The sequence below is a fragment of the Ornithinibacillus halotolerans genome, assembly GCF_014637405.1.
GTDB lineage: Bacteria > Bacillota > Bacilli > Bacillales > Amphibacillaceae > Ornithinibacillus > Ornithinibacillus halotolerans.
On the sequence record NZ_BMEY01000006.1, the window covers coordinates 22,180 to 41,079 of the forward strand.

Genomic DNA, 18,900 nt, shown 5'->3' on the forward strand with positions numbered 1-18,900 from the left:
ATCAAATTTATTCTTCTTCCTAATCTACACTAATTATATATGTTTAAGAAAAAGAGGACTGGGACAAAATTCCCTACATAGTAAAACCGAACTACGATTTGGGTGTAACTAACCCGCTCCGGAAATATACTTCGCTTTCACTTCCAGTACCGGGGCGACATCCGCTCGGAAGAACCATCGCGGTGTCTACCTCGCCGCGGGCGGCTGTTGAGCCAGGCTACTACTTGAATAGGCTTCCTTGCTGCCTTGCACCGAGGAAGCCTGCTTCGTAGCGATACTTGCAGACTAGAGGTGCATCTGTGGGGTCTCACCGATGCCTTACTTCCCGCAGGACAAGGAATGCTACGGTAGCGAAACATCGCACGCAGAAAAAAGTGGTTTTCTTTTTTCAAGGAGTCTACGTATATTTCCGGAGCTAATGTATCGTATTGTTCGGCTTTAAATTTAGTAGTTTAGTTTTGTTCCAACCTCGTTCTACCTACACACTTATTCTAATTTCTCTAGGTATGATAAGGATACTTTTAAGTTTGCATTACGTTCTCTAATTACATTAAGTAAATCTTGATCTTTAGTATTTATTTTACTACGGATTGCAAATGTATAAAGAATCATTGTTCCAAGATTGGTTGTTTCCACGCTTCTTAAGACATGACTGTCTGTATATTTATCTAAAATATCTTCAAATAAATCTTCGTGATTAAGATTCTCAGGTACAGTAATTTTGAGAATTTGCGTATCTTTTCCCTTTGCATAATTAAACTTATCTAATAAATAAATGACGATGGAAGCAAAAATAGTAAGTAATACGGCAATTGTTATTTGATTAAGTCCGGCTGCCATTCCAACAATTAAGCCAAAGAACATGAAGGATATATCTTTTGCATCTGTAACAGCACTTCGGAATCGAATTAATGAGAAGATAGCAAATAACCCAAAGGCAACACCAGCATTATCACTAATTACATTCATCACAGCAGATACGATAATACTCATAATTATTATCGTATGTACAAAAGACTGTGAGTAACGTTCCCCTTTAAAGGTGATTTGGTACACCGTTGTTATAATAATACTTAATACTGCTGCAACTGACATCCCAACTATTGTTGTTGTTAAATCCATTTTATCTCGCTCCTATCAATACTTTTTCTTGTTGTAAATTTCCTGGTAAAGCACAACCTTTTAAAAGTTCTAAACTTGTGCAAAATTTTGAGGCACTGCGCTGTTCGCATTGTAATTCTTGTAGTATCCTTGCTAACCAAAGGGGGACACTATCCGAAACTTTTACTTCAAGAACTACTAGATTAGGGTCAATGAAATTCTCCCCATAAGGTCCATACTCAATATTCAAATCTTCATTTCTACATCGTAGATTCAAGTCAAAGGTAACCCGTAAATCTGGATCCGTAATACAATGAAAAGCGTGACGGTCGTAGCTAACGACCATTTCAGGTTCCAATTGATAAAACTTACGGAAGTGATCAATCTCTTTCAAGATTTGGTAATTTGATGCCTCATATTCCTTTTCTAAGTTTTCGGTAGGTTTATTAATGTACCGATATGCATCAATTAAGGGAATTGCTGTTCTTCTTTTATTAACTACGTTTTTATGCTTTTGTTTTACTTCAAAAAAAGCAAGCCCATTAATATCGGTATCATCATAAATACGAAGTCTCAATTTCTGCCTGAACTTAAGCTTGTTTTTCGTTTCGAAATAAATAGTATGCTGCCTGTTTTCAAAGTATAGACTTGTTACCGTATACTTTCCTTGATTACCAAATTTGTCATAACGCATATATGGCGACATTCGATCTACGAGTAATTCATACTGATTCTTGGTAATTAAATATTTTTGTTCTCTTCTCCTAAAAATCTCTAAGACCATTTTCCACATCCTAACTCATTGTATTTATATAAGGTGCTTAACATTGTTTTAATATTAAATTTACAATCTTAAAATACATGGAGAGCAACATTAGAAATGGATTAGAATTGAATGAGAATTTAAAAAAGTTTAGTTAGCTCTGTACAGTAGGTAACTTACAAATGATTTAAATGATTTTAAAAAAAGTTCTTAAAATTTATCTGGAAATATTTATAGTATTGTTAGAAAAATTAGTCTATTCTATTGATAAAATAGATTTATTGGAGTGATATAATGAATATAATTGGAATTGGTGGCGTGTTTTTAAGAAGTGAAAAGATAGAAGAAGTTAAAGATTGGTATAAAGAAGTGTTGGGGATAACTTTAGAAGACTGGGGCGGGACAATAATTCAACCTCAGCCTGAAAATGAAACGGTGTTTTCGTTTTTTAAGAAAGAAAGTGATTATTTTCCTGAAAAGTATGATGTCATGATTAATTTTCAAGTAGCAAATATCGAAAATTGCTTAGAGCGATTGGAGCAATTAGGGATTCCCCTTGTGAAAGATATTGAAAAAAGTGAATATGGAACATTTGTAACCATTGAAGATCCAGAAGGCCGCTGGATAGAACTTTGGGAGAAGTAAAATATATAACAAAACCTAGACACAAGTAATAAAGATGTGTCTAGGTTTTGTTAATTTTAATAACTTAGTAGAGCTATTTAGTAGTGTATAATTTAAGTTACCAAATTATCTTATATCGTCATAAGGGGTAAGATAAGTAACATCAAGAGAGTGTAACAGAAAGGGTACTACATATGTTTGAACTAATAGAGTTATTAAAAACAGAGCAATACTCCATTATTAACATTTTAGAAAAATTAGTTGATTTCATTTGTGTGAAAGATGGTGAAGGGAAATGGATTCAGGTAAATCTTTTATCTGGCCATGATATCACGCTTAACGAATTATACAATATTGAGGTTCAAGGAAAAAAAGATGAAGAACTAGAACAACTTTATCCAGAACTTAGCTGGTTTTTCGAAAATAGTCGCGAGTTAGATGAGAGAACTTGGGCAATTGGTGAAATCACTAAATTTGAAGAACAACTAATCGATAATGATGGAAAATTATACGTTTTTGAAGTAATTAAGATTCCATTTTTCAATGAAGATGGCACTCGAAAAGAATTAGTTGTATTAGGAAAAGACATTACAGTAAATAAGACGAATGAGTTACAAATGATACAAAACAATAAGGAACTTGAACAGTTAAAGTTTGCTATTAATGAGTCGGCAATTGTAGCTATAACAGAAAAAAGTGGCATGATTACATATGTAAATGACATGTTTTGCGAAGTGTCTAAATATAGTAAGGAAGAATTAATTGGTAAAACCCATCGTGTAATTAATTCTGGTTTTCATCCGAAAACGTTCTTCCGGGATATGTGGAAAACAATCCAAAGTGGACAAGTATGGAGAGGGAATATAAAGAATAAAACGAAGGATGGAAAATATTATTGGGTTAGTTCAACGATTGTTCCTTTTCTTGATGATAATGGAGAACCATATCAATATATATCCATTCGTCATGATATAACAGAACAAAAAAGAATAGAAGAAAAAATCCGCTACCATTCATACCATGATCAACTAACAGGACTACGGAATCGTTGGTATTTAAATGAGGAAATAAATAATTGGCTGGAAAAGCATTCTGAGAACCATCGGATGGCTGTGTTATTTATGGATATAAATCGATTTAAAACAATTAATGATACGCTAGGACATACAGTTGGGGATATGATTATAAAGAGTGTAGCAAAAAGATTTCTAAACTATTTGCCTGATGAAGTGGAGCTATATCGTTTTGGCGGGGATGAATTCATCTTTGTGATGAAGAATTGCACAATTGATGAAATTGAGGATCTTACTAATATGATTAATCGGTTATTAGCGAATCCCTTTTTAGCTAAAGGGGAGAAAGTTTATTTGACAGCTAGTATTGGAATTAGTCTGTATCCGAAAGATGGAAATGATTTGGACACACTTGTTCGGAAGGCTGACAGTGCGATGTATGTAGCTAAAAATAATCATATTAAAGGTGCGCAATATTATTCATCTGAGAAATATGAAGAAATTAAAAAACGAGCATTATTAGAAAAAGAATTAAGAATAGCAATCAGGGAAAACAATTTCCATCTACTTTATCAACCACAATATGATTTGAAAACAAATAGAATCGTTGGTGTAGAAGCTCTAATACGGTGGGAACATCAATCACTCGGAATAATATCTCCTGCTGATTTTATTCCATTAGCAGAAGAAATAGGAGTAATTTCCCAACTAACTGAGTGGGTATTAGCGGAAGCTTGTAGACAAGCAGTGGAATGGCAACAACAAGGGTTACCTCCAATACAAATTGGAATAAATATTTCCCCTTTCTTACTAGGTGAAGAAATCATTACATTAGTTGAAGAGACATTACATAATACAGGTTTGGATGCTCAATTTGTTGATCTAGAGATTACTGAGAGTTTTATGCAAGACCCAGAATATGCAATTAACATTTTAAACAGGTTAAAGAATATTGGGGTGAAGCTGTCAATTGATGACTTCGGAACAGGGTATTCTTCTTTATCCTATCTAGGACGGTTGCCAATGGATAATCTCAAAATAGATCGTTCCTTTATAGATGGAATTAAAGCGGATAATGGCATGATGGTTAAGACCATTCTTGATATGGCTAACCATTTACATGTTAGCGTCATTGCTGAAGGAATTGAGACAAAGGAGCAATTACAGTTTCTTCGAAGATTTCAATGTCAAATTGGACAAGGATATTATTTTAGTCGTCCGGTTAGTAGTGAAGAAATTAAAGCGCTATTTCATTAAATATAATTTTACATTTGGAGGCGGGTATAACCTGTCTCTTTACTTTTGAATGAAATTTTCGAATAGAAATATTTTTAAAATAATAGTATTGATATGAATGCAAGGTATTTATATACTATTGGAGATGACTAGATTAAATAAAGGTGGACTAACTTATGAAATTAATTTTAGAGTACCAGTGGGAGATTTTTATCGGTATAGAAGTTATATCTTTTATATCACTTATATTATTTGGGATTGTCCGATATTTATTTAGTAAACCAAAAATGAGCCGATTTTTCTTACTTGTATTTTTTCTCTTACTTATTTTAGAAGCTGTTTTAGCAGTAATTCTTTATCAGGAGACAGGGGAAATATCAACATTTCAAATTGTAATAATTATTTTCATATTTTATGCATGTACTTTTGGAATAAGCGATTTTAGAAAACTTGACCGGTGGATGCGATTGAAGATAGGCAAATGGAGAGGGATTGATTTACTGACTGAGAACGATAAGAGGATTATGAAAAAACAAAAAGATCCTAAATATATTGCTCGAAAATATCGATATAGTTCCTTAGTGCATTTACTCGTATTTGTTCTAGCACAAATTATATTTTGGAGCTATGGAGTAAATAGTTTGGAAGAAGTGAAAGCATATCTAACGGACTTATCTTGGATTAGTGCAGATAATTATGCAATTTCGCCATATCCAAGTGAAATGCTATATGGTGTTTCTATGGTATGGGGAATTGTATTTGTTGTTGATTTTATTTATTCTTGGTCATATACGATTTTTCCTTCAACAAAATAGATTCTACTATGCACTTTGTACAACTCTTATTATTTATAGTATTACAAGATTTAGGAGTTGAAAAAGGTTATGTAATTCCTATCGAATTTATGTAAGCCCTTTCAATTTTGTGCACTTTAACTATAGATAAAGTGAAAAAGCACGTTCATAATTATTATAATATTTAGAAAATATTATAATGAAAGGGGAAATGGTATGAATACAATACTCATAACGTTTATCATCTATTGTATCGTTATCGTTGTAATTGGAGCAATGTTTAGTAAGAAGAGTAAAACACAATCAGATTTTTTACTTGGAGGAAAAAAGTTACCTGGATGGACATTAGCTTTTTCAGAACGAGCAACGGGTGAATCTGCCTGGCTATTATTAGGGTATACTGGCTTTGTCTTTACTGCTGGTTTATCTGGAATATGGGTAGCTATCGGTATTGCATCTGGGATCATCTTTGCTTGGCTATTTTTAGCAAAGCGATTCATGCAAGAAACGGATAAACAGAATGCACTTACACTTACCGACTTCTTAGCTAATCGTTTTGGGGAAAAAGCTAAATTAATTCGATGGCTTTGTGGCATTTTAATTGGTGGTTTTTTAATGTTCTATGTAGGTGCACAGATGGCTGGTGCAGGTAAGATGTTATTAACTACTTTTGAAATGCCTACTTATGTTGGTGTTATTTTGTCAATGATCGTTATTGTCCTCATTGCATTTACTGGTGGATTTATTTCTGTTGTATGGACCGATGTAATCCAAAGTATAATGATGCTCATCACATTAGTTGGTCTCCCAATTATTGCCCTAATCTATATTGGTTCAAATGACATTTCTATTACCCAATCTTTAAATACTGCTGGTGCTGATTTTAATTCATGGTTTGGTGGATTAACTGGATTTTCATTAGGTGTATTATTTTTTAATAACTTTTCCTGGTTCTTTGGATTTTTAGGTGGGCAACCACAATTAAGTTCTCGTTTTATGGCGTTAAAGAATGAAAAAGAAGCAAAACAAGGTAGTGCTGTTGCTATAATATGGACATTTTTAGCTTATGGTGGAGCTTTCTTAATTGGGATTTGTGCTATTGCTATATATGAACAAGGTTCATTTAGTGATGTAGAAACTATTTTACCAACAATGATTTTAGAGTTTATGCCTCCATGGGCTGCAGGAATACTTCTTGCAGGTGTACTTGCAGCAATTATTTCTACAGCAAATTCTCAGTTACTAGTTGTTACTGGAGCAGTTAGTGAAGACATTATTCATAAGGCTTTAGGGATAAAAATGACTGAAAAGCAATTAGTAATGGTTTCTCGTTTATCTGTATTAATCTTTGGATTAATAGGGATGACAATTGCTCTTGTTTCAGAATCTTTATTATACTTAATCGTTAGTTGGGCGTGGGCTGGAGTTGGATGTACGTTGTCCCCAGCTATACTAATGACCTTCTTCTGGAAAAAGTATTCTAGTACAGGGGTTATTGCTACCATTCTATCAGGATTATTCGGTACAATCTTGTGGATTAGTACACCACTAGAAGAAATGATTACATCACTATTTACGACTTTCTTTATAGCATTGATTTTCGGAGTAGTCTTTAGTCTTTTATTCCCTGATAAAGATGCAGACAGTGCAACAGTTGAAAAAGTTATCTAATTAAAAGAAGCATTAGTAGTTAGTTTAACTGCTAATGCTTCTTTATTTTGGAACAATAATTAAACAATTGCTCCTTCTGTCGTTAATTGATTAGTAGAGAAACGCTCGAAAGAAAGCGGTTTCAAATCTAAAGTCTCATAAGTACCAGTTCTAATTAATTCGGATAGTCCTTTTCCAACTGCTGGTGCTTGTTGCATACCATGCCCGCTAAAACCACAAGCCATATAATATCCATTTAATTGTGGATGCTCTCCAATAATTGCATTTTGATCAATCGTATTCATACTATAAATACCTGCCCAACCACTTAAAATTTTCGCTTTTTCGAAATTAGGAACACGGTTAGCTAGGATAGGCCAAAGTGTTTCATAGAAGAAATCTCGTCTCCATTTAAAGTCAATACCAGGTTTTACTTTTTCAGAATAACCACTAATAATGGAACTTCCTTCGTGTCTGAAGTATACACCTGTTGTATCTACTGTGAGAGGCAAAGGATTTTCTAGTGGTTTTTCAATATCAAATTGAATAATTTGTCGTTTTAGTGGAACGACAGGGATTGCTAGACCAATAGATTCACTTAATGCGGCTGCCCAAGGACCTGCACAGTTAATAACGATTGGTGCTTGATACATTTCTCCATTTTTTAATTTAACCCCTGATACTTTTCCTTTCTCTTTACAAATATAGTCCACTTCTTCGTATACATAGTTAGCTCCGAGTTGTTTCGCTTTTTTTATATAACCTTGCATGACAGAATAGGGATCTAAATATCCATCTTCTGCGCAGTATAGCCCAACTTCTAAATCATCGTTTTGCAATTCAGGGATAATGGAATGTAATTCACTTTTAGAGAGAAGCTCTGAAGGGACTCCATGATTCACCTGAAGTAAATGTTGTTTTCTTAAATAATCCAAGTTTGTTTTGTCCCCTAAAAATAAATATCCTCGATGTTTTAAATCAATTTCTGCTTTTTCATCTCCAATAGCCATGTCATCGGGAAATGTTCGATATTTTTGTAAACTATACTTGGAAATTTGTATATTGATGCTAGATGTAAATAATTGCCTAATTCCTCCAGCACTTCTTGGAGTCGATGCAAATTCATATGTTCTATCTTTTTCAAAAATAGTAATGTCCCCACTAAATCCGTCATTGAGTAAATTAAATGCAATGCTTGAACCAATAACACCGCCACCAACAATTATCACATCTGTTTTTTTATCCACTCGCTTCACCCTTTCTAAACTTTATAACTAGTATTCTTGTTATATCGAATGCTAAAGAATAAATCTATAGTCAAATTACACAAAAGATTATTTATTTTTTATTTTCAAAAAACAAGTTGAATGCTAGAATTATAGCTAAAGACTACTAAATAAGGAGGGTTCCCTATCGAGCAATTAGTACAATTTGCACAAAAAGTAGTAAAAAACATTACTAATATTTTACCGTTTCCGATTAGTTTAAGTGATAATGATGGAAGAATTATCGGTTCATCAATTCCGGAGAGATTAGGGACGATGCATGCTCCTTCGAAAGAGGTAATAAGAGAGGGACGTGTTGTCCTATTTGAAGAAGATAAAGTAAAGAATATGGATAATGTTCTTCCTGGAGCAGCAGCACCATTAGCTTTTGAAGGGAAAATGATTGGTGTAGTAGGTATCATTGGTCCTCCTAAGGAAGTAAAGCCATATGTTTATTTGGTGAAACAGTATATCGAAATGATGTGGCAGGAAACTATATATCGGCAGCTTGAAAGCTTAAAAAACAAAAATCTAGAAACCTTTGCACAATACATTTTATTAAATGAAGCTATCAACAACCAAAGGGTAAAGCAATACTGCGAAATGATGGATATATCCTTTGATGCAAACCGTTTTTGTATTGTGATTGATATTGGTGATCCGTTAATGGAGCTTGACGATCTTACCATGCAATTGCATTTAGATGATTTACAAGAGAAGTTAATCGAATTAACACGTAGTAGTTATCAATGTGATTCTCATTCTATCTGTACGTTTTTAAATACGGGAAAAATTGTTTTATTGAAAACAGTAGAAAGTGAAAAAGAGTATGAAGTAGCTATACAACAGTTTTATAGCCAAAGTATAAAACTACAAGAACTATATCAAATTTATAATATCACTGATATTACGGTAGCAGCCGGGAACCTTAGTAGTAGTTTACAAGATATTCATACCTCCTACATGGAAGCAGAACGATTAATTGATTATGGTAAAAAGCTATGCATTATGCCGAGAGTATATAGTTATCATCATTGGAAGATGTTGATTTCCTTGCTACCAGAACAAATATCTTCCAGTTTTATTGAAAAAATAAACTGGAAATTAAAATCATTTGCATCTGATGATAAATTTATAGAAATGGCAAAAACCTTTATCGTTTATTGTAAAACGAACCTGAATATTAGCCAAGCAGCTAAAGAGTTATTTGTTCATCGCAATACGTTAATCTATCGTTTGCAGAAAATCGAATCAATGACTGGATTAGACTCAAAGAAATTCGATGATTGTACGTTATTATATTTGTGGCTTTTAAGAAATTATAAGGAATTAGTGGTTGAAATGTAATAGTAAAGCCCCTTTTTAGAAAAGGGGCTTTACTTTTATAGGTGTAACTCCATTCCAATGTCTTTTTCTAACGCTTTTTTGTAAATGATATTCCCCACGACTACATCAAACAGGGCCATTCCGACTGATTTAAAAACAATCGTTTCATTTTCGTCTAATGCTACTGTGTGTGGATTAGCAAGATAACTAGACATTGGAATAATCGAATCATTAGTAATCCAATTCTTTTCAAGTGGTTGTATTAGGTCACCAGCTTCATCCAATGCGTCCATTGTATCTACTAAAATATGATTGGTTAGCTGATAAAGGGTTTCTGGGAATTCTCGCATATCAGGTTGAAAAGAACCGATTCCAATGACGAGTTTACCTCGAAGTAACTCTTTGTTTTCTGGAAGTACTGGTGATCTAGAGGTAGTTGCGGTAATAATTATTTCAACGGGTTCGATAGCTTGTTCAATTGTTTTTGCTTCAATTAGTTCAATATCATCACCAATCCATTCCTTTAAACTTTCTTTAAAGGCTGGAATCTTTTCCGCCGTACGATTATAGAGATATATTTCTTTGATTGGTCGTTCAGAACAAGCAGCCACCGCTTGATAAAGTCCTTGAACTCCAGTACCTATAATCGCAATTTTAGAGGCATTCTTTTTTGCAAGATGTCTAATAGCAGAACCACCAATAGCTCCTGTTCGAAAACCAGTTATAAAGGATCCATCAAGAATTCCTTCTATTTCTCCTGTATCTTTATTATTTAAAATTACTAGTCCATGAATTGTTTTTTCCTGATTATTAGGGAATATAGTAACTAACTTTGTACCGATTGCATGATTGGTAATACTCGGCATTAATACGAGTGTATTATTACCATCTTGTACTTGGGAACGAAGCGGCATTTGAAATTGATTGGATTCATATATTTCATAAGCCCTGTCTATCCCGTCAATTACTTCTTTCATTGTTACTGCTTGTTTAATACTCTTTTCATTTATAAAAAGCATATTATCCCCCCCATGTATATTTAGTTGAATATTTGGAATATTAATTATATGGTAACATAAGAAAGGGGCTCATGGTACATGATAAAAGATAAATCATTTCTGTATATGTAGATATGTGCCAAATATAGAAATTAAATATATTATGAAACCATTTTGTTCTAAATGGAGTAATAACATATAAGAAATAAATCTTATAAAACATATACATAGAATAGTGAGGGGGAATGAGATGAATTATAAACAACTTTGTATTACTTCTTTCTCTTTATCTATTATGCTAGTAATTTTTGTTCAGTTTGGTTACTTTCATACGATGGACTCATTTATCTATGAGTGGACAAAATCTATGTCTAATTCAACTACAGATACTATGTGGCGTATCTTTACCTTAGTAGGTGAAACAGAAGTATTAGCAATACTCTCTTTGGTAATTATTATATTTCTTATTTGGCAAAGAAAATGGAAGGAAAGTTTCTTGTTTTTATTTCTAATGGGGATTGGTGTCGTTCTAACATTTTGTTTAAAAGTTTTGTTTCAAAGGGATCGTCCTGGTGGAATTAAATATATTGATTTTTGGGGATTTGGCCAAGAGATTATTTCCTATAGTTTTCCTAGTGGTCATGCAGTGAAAAGCTTGTTATTACTTGGCTTCATAATCTGGTTATTTCATCATACTGGAAATCCAAACAAGTTAAAGCCTTTAATTTATTTTCTATTAGTCTTTGCAATAGCGATGTGCGGTATAGGCCAGGTATTTCTACATGAGCATTTTTTAAGTGATAGTATAGGAGGTTTTATCATTGGTGTTTCAATCCTATTTTTTTCTTTTTGGATGTATTCCCTATGGGAAGATAGAAGGGTTAGATCTAGCTTAAAATCAAATCATAGAGAGAAAAAGGAAATAGCAAATTGAGCAAGTGTACATGAAAAATGCCTACGATAATAGAAAGTTACCGTAGGCATAAAAATGAAGCAATAAAATGATTAAATTATCCTTTAATTAAGAAATTATTTCCATCTAAATCAGAAAAGATAGCGCTCGTACCCCAAGGAGCTTTTTTAGTTCTTGTGTAAATTCAACTCCATTTGCTTTCAGTGTTTCATAAGTTTCTTCGATATTGTCACATTCAAAGACGATAGAAATTTGAGGCATATCATATCCACCTCTCATAGATTTAGGATAAATGACGAGTCGACTTTGTGCATTAGGTGGTGCAACTTCTAACCAAGTGGCATCAGGTCCCATCCTATGTTCTAAAACTACTTCAAATCCAACTTTCTCTAACCAAAATTGTTTTGCCCGCGCTTGATCTTCCACATAAACTCCAACAGTAGCAATATTTGTAATCATGTTTATTCCCCCTAATAATTACGTAACATTTAATTAGTTCTTCATTGGTTCATCAATACCCTTTAATCATGTTGGAGAAATATAGAAAAATTTCAATATGAAGTAATAAATGGTATGATTAGTTTGATTATTCATATAAAAGTAATAACAGCGTAGTACTCAATTGGTTTTGAAGCATTGCAAGAACTGATGGAAAGAGAGAGGATGTAGCATGAGTAGAATTCTTTTCTTTTTAATTATTGTTTCGTTCCTAGATACGTTTATCCAATTACCGATAATTACTCCATATGCAATGGATCTTGGAGCATCTCATATTTTAACGGGTGTAATTGTTGCGATATATTCCCTTTCCAATATGGTGGGTAATATATTTGGTGGGCATTGGATTGACCGGTATGGTAGGAAAAGCATGTTGTTTCTTGGAATGCTTTTAGTAGCGGTAATATTATTATTTTATCCTTTAGCACAAACTGGTTGGCAGTTATTCTTTATACGTTTTGTCCATGGGTTAGCAGGAGGATTGTTAATTCCAGCAGCATTCGCCTATGTTGGCGACCGTTCTAAATCAAAAACACGTGGGAAATCGATGGCACTTACGGGAGCAAGTATTGGGATTGCTGCTATTACTGGGCCAGCTATTGGAGGGGCAATGGCAGCTAGGTCTCAAGTAGAATATGTATTTATCTTTGTATCTATTTTATTTTTTATTTGTACATTTTTGATCTATAAATTTATTGATGAATCTTATGTACCTACGGAAAAGGGAAAATTCACTCCAAAAGAGTTTATCCCATTATTAAAACATCCGTTAGTTCTTCAGGCGTCACTTGCTGCATTTGCTCTAATGATTAGTAATGGGACATTGGCATTTGCACTTCCTTTAAAAGTGGGAGAGATGGGATTAGATTCCGAAACGACGGGGATGATGTTAAGTATTTATGGAATTGTAGCTATTATTGTTTTTAGCACGCCACTCAATCGGCTATATGACAAATTTTCCTCTGTAAAACTTGTTATTATAGGAATTATGATCATTGGATCTGTTCATATTATGCTTAATATGACAGCTCTTTATTGGTTGAGTATGTTATTAATGGTTGTATATGGAATTGGATTTGCACTTGTCTTTCCTTCGATGAACCGAATTGTTGCGGAAGCATCTACGAAAGTGGACCGTGGAAAAGCATATGGTATTTTTTATGCCTTTTTCTCTTTAGGTTCAGTAGTTGGGTCGTTTGTTTCGGGGGCTACTGCTGAGAAGTTCGGTCTACCTTTTCTATCGAGTGCTATTACAATGATCTCGATTGGGATCATATTAGTGGTCATAGCAAAGTTCTTTACACCAAAAATACAGTAGGAGATAATTTTTAAAATTAAAAGACAGGACGATATTAGTCCTGTCTTGTTTATATTAGTTCCCCTTAATTATTTAGCGAGAGTCTTTTTCTTCTACTGCTTCTTTACTTTTAGCAAGCAAGCGACTTTCAAATCGCTCTTCAAACTTATCCATTAGTTGTTCGTCACTTAATAGTTCTTTTTTATATTGATTAACTAATTCATCATAGTTAGACGTAAATCTAGACAAAATAATTCCCTCCTCTCAAAAATGAAACCATTTATCTAAATTATTGGTGTGACATAGTTCACTCAATTATAATTATACATCAATAAATGAGTAAAAAGTCTGTAATTTTTGAACAATTCGTGAAATGTTGGTAAAAGGATGTCAGTACATAAATAAGGCGTATTGGGGATTCCGTTTATCCCAATACACCTTAATTTAGATTAATTGTTATATTCTTTTTCAGTTCCATCAAGAAACTTTACTTCTAATTCAAATTCTACATAGTCATCATTTAAGTTAAATGCGTTTAATACTTCTGAAATAACTTCAGCATTGTCGGTATCTTTATTAAATGTCATCTTCTCAAAAATAGGTTTTAACCTTTCAAATGCTTCATCGCCACTCAATTTTTCATTGTTAAGGTTATCTTTAATTTCTGCTTCCATTCCATCTCGTTCATTTTCATAATCAACATCAAAGTCTTTGTTATTACTATACTCAATATCTAGGTCAAAACTTGTAAAGTTAAACATTGATTCATCTTCTTGATTGTTGACACTATCATTTGTAGCGTCATTTTCTGTTGTAGTATTATTATCATCATTTGTAGTATTGTTATCGTTTGTTGTATCTGATGTTGAATCATCTGATACATTATTTTGACTGTTATCCTCTACAGGAGCATTATCTGGTGGATTTGTAACTTTATCCTCATCATTACATCCTGATAAAATAAGCAGGATAACAGTAGCGTATAGAACTAAATTTAATATTTTCATGTGTGTCGCCCCTTTTACTTTGTTGGTCTATAGACCATAAAAATTAACCATCGCTTGTACTATTATTTGCCACCCGTGAAACATTTATACAAAGTACATATACCCCAAAATAAAAAAGGTAAACGATTTATCTTGCAGAATCGCTACCATTTCTAGTTACTCATCTTTATTCACTTTATCTTTTTCGGGACTCTTTTGTAACCAATTTGCCCCACCAATTGTGTTCTGTATTATATCTCTTGAAATTACTGCTGCTCCTGTAACTAGTATACCTTGAACTACAGATTGTATTTCCCAAGCATAATAAAGGGAACATGCAACTATAGCGAAAGTTAACTGAATCCATACATAGCTCCACTCAGGGATACGAGGAGTTTGTCTAAGAAAAACACCGATAAAATACAGAACTGGAATTAAGATAAAGGCATCTGGTCGTATATACATATCAAAACTAAGATCCATACAAAGATCACCAACTATCATTCACTCTATAACACACTATATTCCACCCGGCTTCTGTCAGTTACTGTAATGGCTACTTCTTGGGAAGAAAATTGCCAATTCCATCATTTTTTGAGGAATAGCAGTAGAGGGTTATTCATATTCATAGTGATAAGGTTACTAGCGACAAGATTTCTTAATATGAGATAGGACTGAGAAGAAGACGCAAAAAGAATATATGAAATTAAAATATTTGACGAGTCCTAGGAATAACTAGGTACTAATTAATCATATTGTAATAGACTAGTATTTTTTAAGGAGGATATTCATGAAAAAGCTTATTACAGATAATTTTAATAAGACCCATAAAGAACTCATTGCCTTAATTGAAAGGTTAACGGAAGCGGAATTAAATGCACGTCCAAATGCCAATACATGGAGTATTGCAATGGTTTGCCATCATATTGCATTAGTAGAATTTGCGACTATTAAAGCAGTACGATATGGGCTTAAAGAAGAGAAAGATACGAAATCGGAACAAAAAGATTTATCCATCATGTTAGACCGGACGAAAAAGTTTTCAGCACCAAAAGTTGTTGAACCTGGTGGAGGTCCGTTTGAACTACAAGAACTAGTGGAGATGTTGAATAATGCTAGAGATAGTTTGAACAGGACATTGGATAGTATGGGGGATCAGTCCATATTAGAAGAAAAGTCTGTATTTCACCCAGCTTTAGGGTTGCTTCCATTGAATCAGTGGATTGAAGTTTTACCATTACATGAAGAGAGGCATTTGGAACAAATTAAAGATTTATTGGGAAAATAATGGAATTCCACACTAGAAAAAAATTCTAGTGTGTTTTTTTATAAATAGATACATAGGCATTCCAAACAACTCATGAAAACTATATAATGCAAATAAAATAGATTCTAAGAAATGCAAAAAAAAGGGGTGTACCGAATCATGCTACATATTAATCCAGAGCAAATTATCATTACCCCAGTATTTGCGACAATAACTTGTGAGCCAAACTGGCAATGGAAAAGAACCGAGCCGATTCCTAATTATGATTTAGTGTATGTATGGAAAGGGGAAGGCCAATTAGTATTGAATGGGAAAGAATTCCAACTAAAAAGAGGTAGTTGTTTTTTATTTGTACCGGGTGACTGGGTAACTGCTACACATAATCAACAGAATCCACTAGTCTTAACTTATATCCATTTTAATTTAGAGAAGGAACCTAATCATCTACCATCATCCTATCGAATATTGCATGACCATCTAACAGTTGAAACACTCCTAACAAGGTACATTCGTTTGTTTTTCGTTGAAACATTTGCAGTAGAATTGGAAGCACAATTGATCATCAAACAATTAATGATTCAGCTTTTAAGGGAAGAGTATCAAGTCGACCGACAAGTAGAAAACGTTTCAAAGACATTATTAACTACAATAAGAGAAGTAGCGAACTATGTGCAGCAACATCCAGGCGAGCGACATACGATAGATAGCTTATCAAGCCGAGCTAATCTGTCTCCTCGTTATTTTTCTAGAAAGTTTAAAGAAATCATGGGCGAGTCATTACGTTCGTATCTAATTGAAGCGCGTATTAAAAGGGCAAAACACCTATTAAACTATACTGGAATGACAGTAACAGAAGTGGCAGAAGCACTAGGGTATACTAATTTACACTTTTTTAGTAGACAATTTAAACAATACACAGGAAAAAGTCCATCTGAATTTCGTGAGGCTGGGACAAACTAAATTTTTAATTTTAAAGCCGAACAATACGATACATTAGCTCCGGAAATATACGTAGACTCCTGCGGGAGGAAAGGCTTCGGTGAGACCCCACAGTGCGTTAGCACGAGGAGGCTCACCAGCCGCCCGCGGAAAGCGAAGTATATTTCCGGAGCGGGTTAGTTGCTCCCAAATCGTATAGTCCGGTTTTTACTATGTAGAAAAAGCTTTTGTCCTAGCCTCGTTTATGCAGAAAATGCAAATTTTGTATGGATTAGTCTAAATATTTTCATGTAGTATCATGCTATATTTTTACTATGAATTAAAGAAACTGGATGAAAAGAGTGATATGTATGTGTGGTATTACAGGTTGGATGGATTGGAAAGAGAATATGACTAATCAGGAAAACATCATTCGAAAGATGGCAAAAACTTTAGAAAAACGTGGACCAGATGCCACTAATATCTATACAGACCATCATATTGGCTTAGGACATACAAGGCTTGCTGTAGTAGATATTTCTGGAGGAGCACAGCCGATGACAAGGAAATCAAAGGACGGAAATAATTATACGATTGTTTACAACGGAGAACTGTATAATACAGAAGAATTAAGGCAGGAATTAGCTAGACGAGGGTACTCCTTTCAAGGGCATTCCGATACGGAAGTGTTATTACTTTCATATATAGAGTGGAAGGAAGGCTGTTTGGATCGATTAAATGGTATTTTTGCTTTTGCGATTTGGGGCCAGGTTGAGGAGAAGTTATTCATAGCACGAGATCGGCTCGGTGTGAAGCCGTTATTTTATAAAGATAATGATAGTAATCTTTTATTTGGCTCAGAACTTAAAGCTATTTTAGCTCATCCTAAAGTAAATGCTGAGATTACTAGAGAAGGGTTACAAGAAGTGTTTGGTTTAGGACCTTCTCGTACACCGGGGCATGGTGTTTATAAGGGAATCAATGAGTTACGTCCAGCTCATTTTCTCATTTATGATCGAAATGGACTGCAAATTAAAAGATACTGGAACGTGGAAAGTAAGGTGCATTCGGATTCTTTAGAAGAAACGATTGCACAGGTAAAGTTACTAGTAACTGATGCAATTGAAAGACAACTTGTTTCTGATGTTCCACTATGTACCTTTTTATCGGGTGGACTTGATTCTAGTGGGATAAGTGCTGTTGCATCGAATTATTTTAATGAGCATGGGAAGGGAATCCTGCACACGTATTCCATTGATTATGAGAATAATAGTGAGCATTTTCAATCAAGTTCATTCCAGCAAGACGAGGACCGACCGTGGATTCAACAGATGGTTAAACATATTGGATCTGTTCATCATAGTGAAATTATTACTCAAGATTTACTTGCAACTAGGCTTGAGGATGCTGTTTTAGCTAGAGATTTACCTGGCATGGCGGATATTGATTCATCTCTACTATGGTTTTCTGAGAAAATAAAACAAGATTTTACGGTTGCATTGTCAGGAGAATGTGCGGATGAGATTTTTGGTGGGTATCCTTGGTTTCATCGGAAGGAATTATTAGAAGGGAATCAATTTCCATGGATGAAACGTGGCAGAGATGCGTTGTTATTACCAAAATGGCAGGAGAAACTACAATTAGAAGAATATGTGAAAGAACGATACTTGGAGACGCAACAAGAAGTTCCAAGATTAGAAGGGGAAAGTGCAATCGAGGCGAAACGTAGAGAATTATTTTACTTCAATATGATTTGGTTTATGACAACATTGCTTGAGAGAAAAGATCGAATGAGTATGCGGGCCAGTTTAGAGGTTCGAGTACCATTTGCAGACCATCGATTAGTCGAATACGTGTGGAATATCCCTTGGGAGATGAAAATGGTTGGGGGTCGAGAAAAAGGTATTTTGCGTAAAGCTTTTGAAGGAGTCCTTCCCCATGATATTTTATACCGTAAAAAAAATCCATATCCAAAAAACCACCACCCAACTTACACAAAACTAGTAAAAGATATGCTCACTTCGATTATTAATAAAAAGAATTCCCCAATATTAGAATTAATGTCTGAAGAAAAGCTTAGGATGTTAATTGAATCGGATAGTTCTAGCTCAACAATTCCTTGGTTTGGTCAGTTAATGACAGGTCCACAAGTATTAGCACACTTTGTACAAATCAATATGTGGCTAGAAGCGTATAATGTTAATATAACGGATTAGGAATTTGTCAGGGAGTGTATTAAAGAGTGATTAGT

The 18,900-nt window shown here is 34.0% G+C and carries 17 protein-coding genes and 1 pseudogene; 10 read left to right on the forward strand and 8 right to left on the reverse strand.

Annotated elements, in window-relative coordinates:
* Window positions 1-486: 486 nt before the first annotated feature.
* The gene (locus tag IEV35_RS07050; RefSeq protein ID WP_188383958.1) at window positions 487-1,122 is read right to left on the reverse strand and encodes a DUF4956 domain-containing protein; all 636 of its coding nucleotides are present in this window, start codon (window positions 1,120-1,122) and stop codon (window positions 487-489) included.
* Window position 1,123: 1 nt separating this feature from the next.
* Window positions 1,124-1,885 carry a polyphosphate polymerase domain-containing protein gene (locus tag IEV35_RS07055; RefSeq protein ID WP_188383959.1) on the reverse strand — a complete coding sequence of 254 codons (762 nt, stop codon included), beginning with the start codon at window positions 1,883-1,885 and terminating at the stop codon, window positions 1,124-1,126.
* Window positions 1,886-2,158: 273 nt separating this feature from the next.
* Between IEV35_RS07055 and IEV35_RS07060 the strand changes: the two genes are divergently transcribed.
* The 4 genes from IEV35_RS07060 (at window position 2,159) to IEV35_RS07075 (ending at window position 7,202) form a co-directional block, all read left to right on the forward strand.
* Entirely contained in the window at window positions 2,159-2,509 is a 351-nt protein-coding gene (locus IEV35_RS07060) for a VOC family protein (protein WP_188383960.1), read from the forward strand.
* 173 nt (window positions 2,510-2,682) lie between these two features.
* Window positions 2,683-4,758, forward strand: a complete 2,076-nt coding sequence (locus tag IEV35_RS07065; RefSeq protein ID WP_188383961.1) for an EAL domain-containing protein — start codon at window positions 2,683-2,685, stop codon at window positions 4,756-4,758.
* 155 nt (window positions 4,759-4,913) lie between these two features.
* Window positions 4,914-5,552 (forward strand): hypothetical protein, encoded by a 639-nt coding sequence (locus IEV35_RS07070; protein WP_188383962.1) that lies wholly within the window; start codon window positions 4,914-4,916, stop codon window positions 5,550-5,552.
* A 195-nt stretch (window positions 5,553-5,747) separates the two neighbouring features.
* Entirely contained in the window at window positions 5,748-7,202 is a 1,455-nt protein-coding gene (locus IEV35_RS07075) for a sodium/proline symporter (protein WP_188383963.1), read from the forward strand.
* A 59-nt stretch (window positions 7,203-7,261) separates the two neighbouring features.
* Here IEV35_RS07075 and IEV35_RS07080 read toward each other — a convergent pair whose 3' ends face one another.
* The gene (locus IEV35_RS07080) at window positions 7,262-8,428 is read right to left on the reverse strand and encodes an NAD(P)/FAD-dependent oxidoreductase (protein WP_188383964.1); all 1,167 of its coding nucleotides are present in this window, start codon (window positions 8,426-8,428) and stop codon (window positions 7,262-7,264) included.
* A 165-nt stretch (window positions 8,429-8,593) separates the two neighbouring features.
* On the opposite strand from IEV35_RS07080, the gene IEV35_RS07085 reads away from it, so the two are divergent.
* A complete protein-coding gene (locus IEV35_RS07085; RefSeq protein ID WP_268237916.1) occupies window positions 8,594-9,793 on the forward strand; it encodes a CdaR family transcriptional regulator in 1,200 nt (399 codons plus the stop codon).
* A 35-nt stretch (window positions 9,794-9,828) separates the two neighbouring features.
* On the opposite strand, the gene IEV35_RS07090 is transcribed toward IEV35_RS07085, so the two are convergent.
* Window positions 9,829-10,791: an ornithine cyclodeaminase family protein gene (locus IEV35_RS07090; RefSeq protein WP_188383966.1), complete on the reverse strand. Its 963-nt coding sequence runs from the start codon at window positions 10,789-10,791 to the stop codon at window positions 9,829-9,831.
* A 229-nt stretch (window positions 10,792-11,020) separates the two neighbouring features.
* Here IEV35_RS07090 and IEV35_RS07095 point away from each other — a divergent pair, with 229 nt between their 5' ends.
* The gene (locus tag IEV35_RS07095) at window positions 11,021-11,704 is read left to right on the forward strand and encodes a phosphatase PAP2 family protein (RefSeq protein WP_188383967.1); all 684 of its coding nucleotides are present in this window, start codon (window positions 11,021-11,023) and stop codon (window positions 11,702-11,704) included.
* 76 nt (window positions 11,705-11,780) lie between these two features.
* On the opposite strand, the pseudogene IEV35_RS07100 reads toward IEV35_RS07095, so the two are convergent.
* Window positions 11,781-12,142 (reverse strand): annotated as a pseudogene (locus IEV35_RS07100) (VOC family protein).
* Between the two features lie 211 nt (window positions 12,143-12,353).
* Between IEV35_RS07100 and IEV35_RS07105 the strand changes: the two are divergent.
* A complete protein-coding gene (locus tag IEV35_RS07105; protein ID WP_188383968.1) occupies window positions 12,354-13,499 on the forward strand; it encodes an MFS transporter in 1,146 nt (381 codons plus the stop codon).
* Between the two features lie 72 nt (window positions 13,500-13,571).
* Here IEV35_RS07105 and IEV35_RS07110 read toward each other — a convergent pair whose 3' ends face one another.
* The 3 genes from IEV35_RS07110 to IEV35_RS07120 form a co-directional block, all read right to left on the reverse strand.
* Window positions 13,572-13,727: an FbpB family small basic protein gene (locus IEV35_RS07110; RefSeq protein WP_229740670.1), complete on the reverse strand. Its 156-nt coding sequence runs from the start codon at window positions 13,725-13,727 to the stop codon at window positions 13,572-13,574.
* A gap of 200 nt (window positions 13,728-13,927) precedes the next feature.
* Window positions 13,928-14,485, reverse strand: coding sequence for a YusW family protein (locus IEV35_RS07115; RefSeq protein ID WP_188383969.1), 558 nt, complete (start codon window positions 14,483-14,485; stop codon window positions 13,928-13,930).
* Between the two features lie 156 nt (window positions 14,486-14,641).
* Window positions 14,642-14,947 (reverse strand): phage holin family protein, encoded by a 306-nt coding sequence (locus tag IEV35_RS07120; protein WP_188383970.1) that lies wholly within the window; start codon window positions 14,945-14,947, stop codon window positions 14,642-14,644.
* Between the two features lie 307 nt (window positions 14,948-15,254).
* Between IEV35_RS07120 and IEV35_RS07125 the strand changes: the two genes are divergently transcribed.
* From IEV35_RS07125 to asnB, 3 genes are all read left to right on the forward strand, one after another.
* On the forward strand, window positions 15,255-15,752 hold the full coding sequence (locus IEV35_RS07125) for a DinB family protein (protein WP_188383971.1): 498 nt from the start codon (window positions 15,255-15,257) through the stop codon (window positions 15,750-15,752).
* Window positions 15,753-15,890: 138 nt separating this feature from the next.
* Window positions 15,891-16,691: a helix-turn-helix domain-containing protein gene (locus IEV35_RS07130; protein ID WP_188383972.1), complete on the forward strand. Its 801-nt coding sequence runs from the start codon at window positions 15,891-15,893 to the stop codon at window positions 16,689-16,691.
* A gap of 329 nt (window positions 16,692-17,020) precedes the next feature.
* Complete coding sequence (asnB, locus tag IEV35_RS07135; RefSeq protein WP_188383973.1) at window positions 17,021-18,865, forward strand: asparagine synthase (glutamine-hydrolyzing); 1,845 nt, start codon at window positions 17,021-17,023, stop codon at window positions 18,863-18,865.
* The last annotated feature ends 35 nt before the right edge of the window (window positions 18,866-18,900 follow it).

Excerpts from the sequence above, each read along its gene's own strand:
- IEV35_RS07050 (WP_188383958.1), bottom strand. The coding sequence starts at position 1,122 with ATGGATTTAACAACAACAATAGTTGGGATGTCAGTTGCAGCAGTATTA.
- IEV35_RS07055 (WP_188383959.1), bottom strand. The coding sequence starts at position 1,885 with ATGGTCTTAGAGATTTTTAGGAGAAGAGAACAAAAATATTTAATTACC.
- IEV35_RS07060 (WP_188383960.1), top strand. The coding sequence starts at position 2,159 with ATGAATATAATTGGAATTGGTGGCGTGTTTTTAAGAAGTGAAAAGATA.
- IEV35_RS07065 (WP_188383961.1), top strand. The coding sequence starts at position 2,683 with ATGTTTGAACTAATAGAGTTATTAAAAACAGAGCAATACTCCATTATT.
- IEV35_RS07070 (WP_188383962.1), top strand. The coding sequence starts at position 4,914 with ATGAAATTAATTTTAGAGTACCAGTGGGAGATTTTTATCGGTATAGAA.
- IEV35_RS07075 (WP_188383963.1), top strand. The coding sequence starts at position 5,748 with ATGAATACAATACTCATAACGTTTATCATCTATTGTATCGTTATCGTT.
- IEV35_RS07090 (WP_188383966.1), bottom strand. The coding sequence starts at position 10,791 with ATGCTTTTTATAAATGAAAAGAGTATTAAACAAGCAGTAACAATGAAA.
- IEV35_RS07095 (WP_188383967.1), top strand. The coding sequence starts at position 11,021 with ATGAATTATAAACAACTTTGTATTACTTCTTTCTCTTTATCTATTATG.
- IEV35_RS07105 (WP_188383968.1), top strand. The coding sequence starts at position 12,354 with ATGAGTAGAATTCTTTTCTTTTTAATTATTGTTTCGTTCCTAGATACG.
- IEV35_RS07115 (WP_188383969.1), bottom strand. The coding sequence starts at position 14,485 with ATGAAAATATTAAATTTAGTTCTATACGCTACTGTTATCCTGCTTATT.
- IEV35_RS07120 (WP_188383970.1), bottom strand. The coding sequence starts at position 14,947 with ATGGATCTTAGTTTTGATATGTATATACGACCAGATGCCTTTATCTTA.
- IEV35_RS07125 (WP_188383971.1), top strand. The coding sequence starts at position 15,255 with ATGAAAAAGCTTATTACAGATAATTTTAATAAGACCCATAAAGAACTC.
- IEV35_RS07130 (WP_188383972.1), top strand. The coding sequence starts at position 15,891 with ATGCTACATATTAATCCAGAGCAAATTATCATTACCCCAGTATTTGCG.
- asnB (WP_188383973.1), top strand. The coding sequence starts at position 17,021 with ATGTGTGGTATTACAGGTTGGATGGATTGGAAAGAGAATATGACTAAT.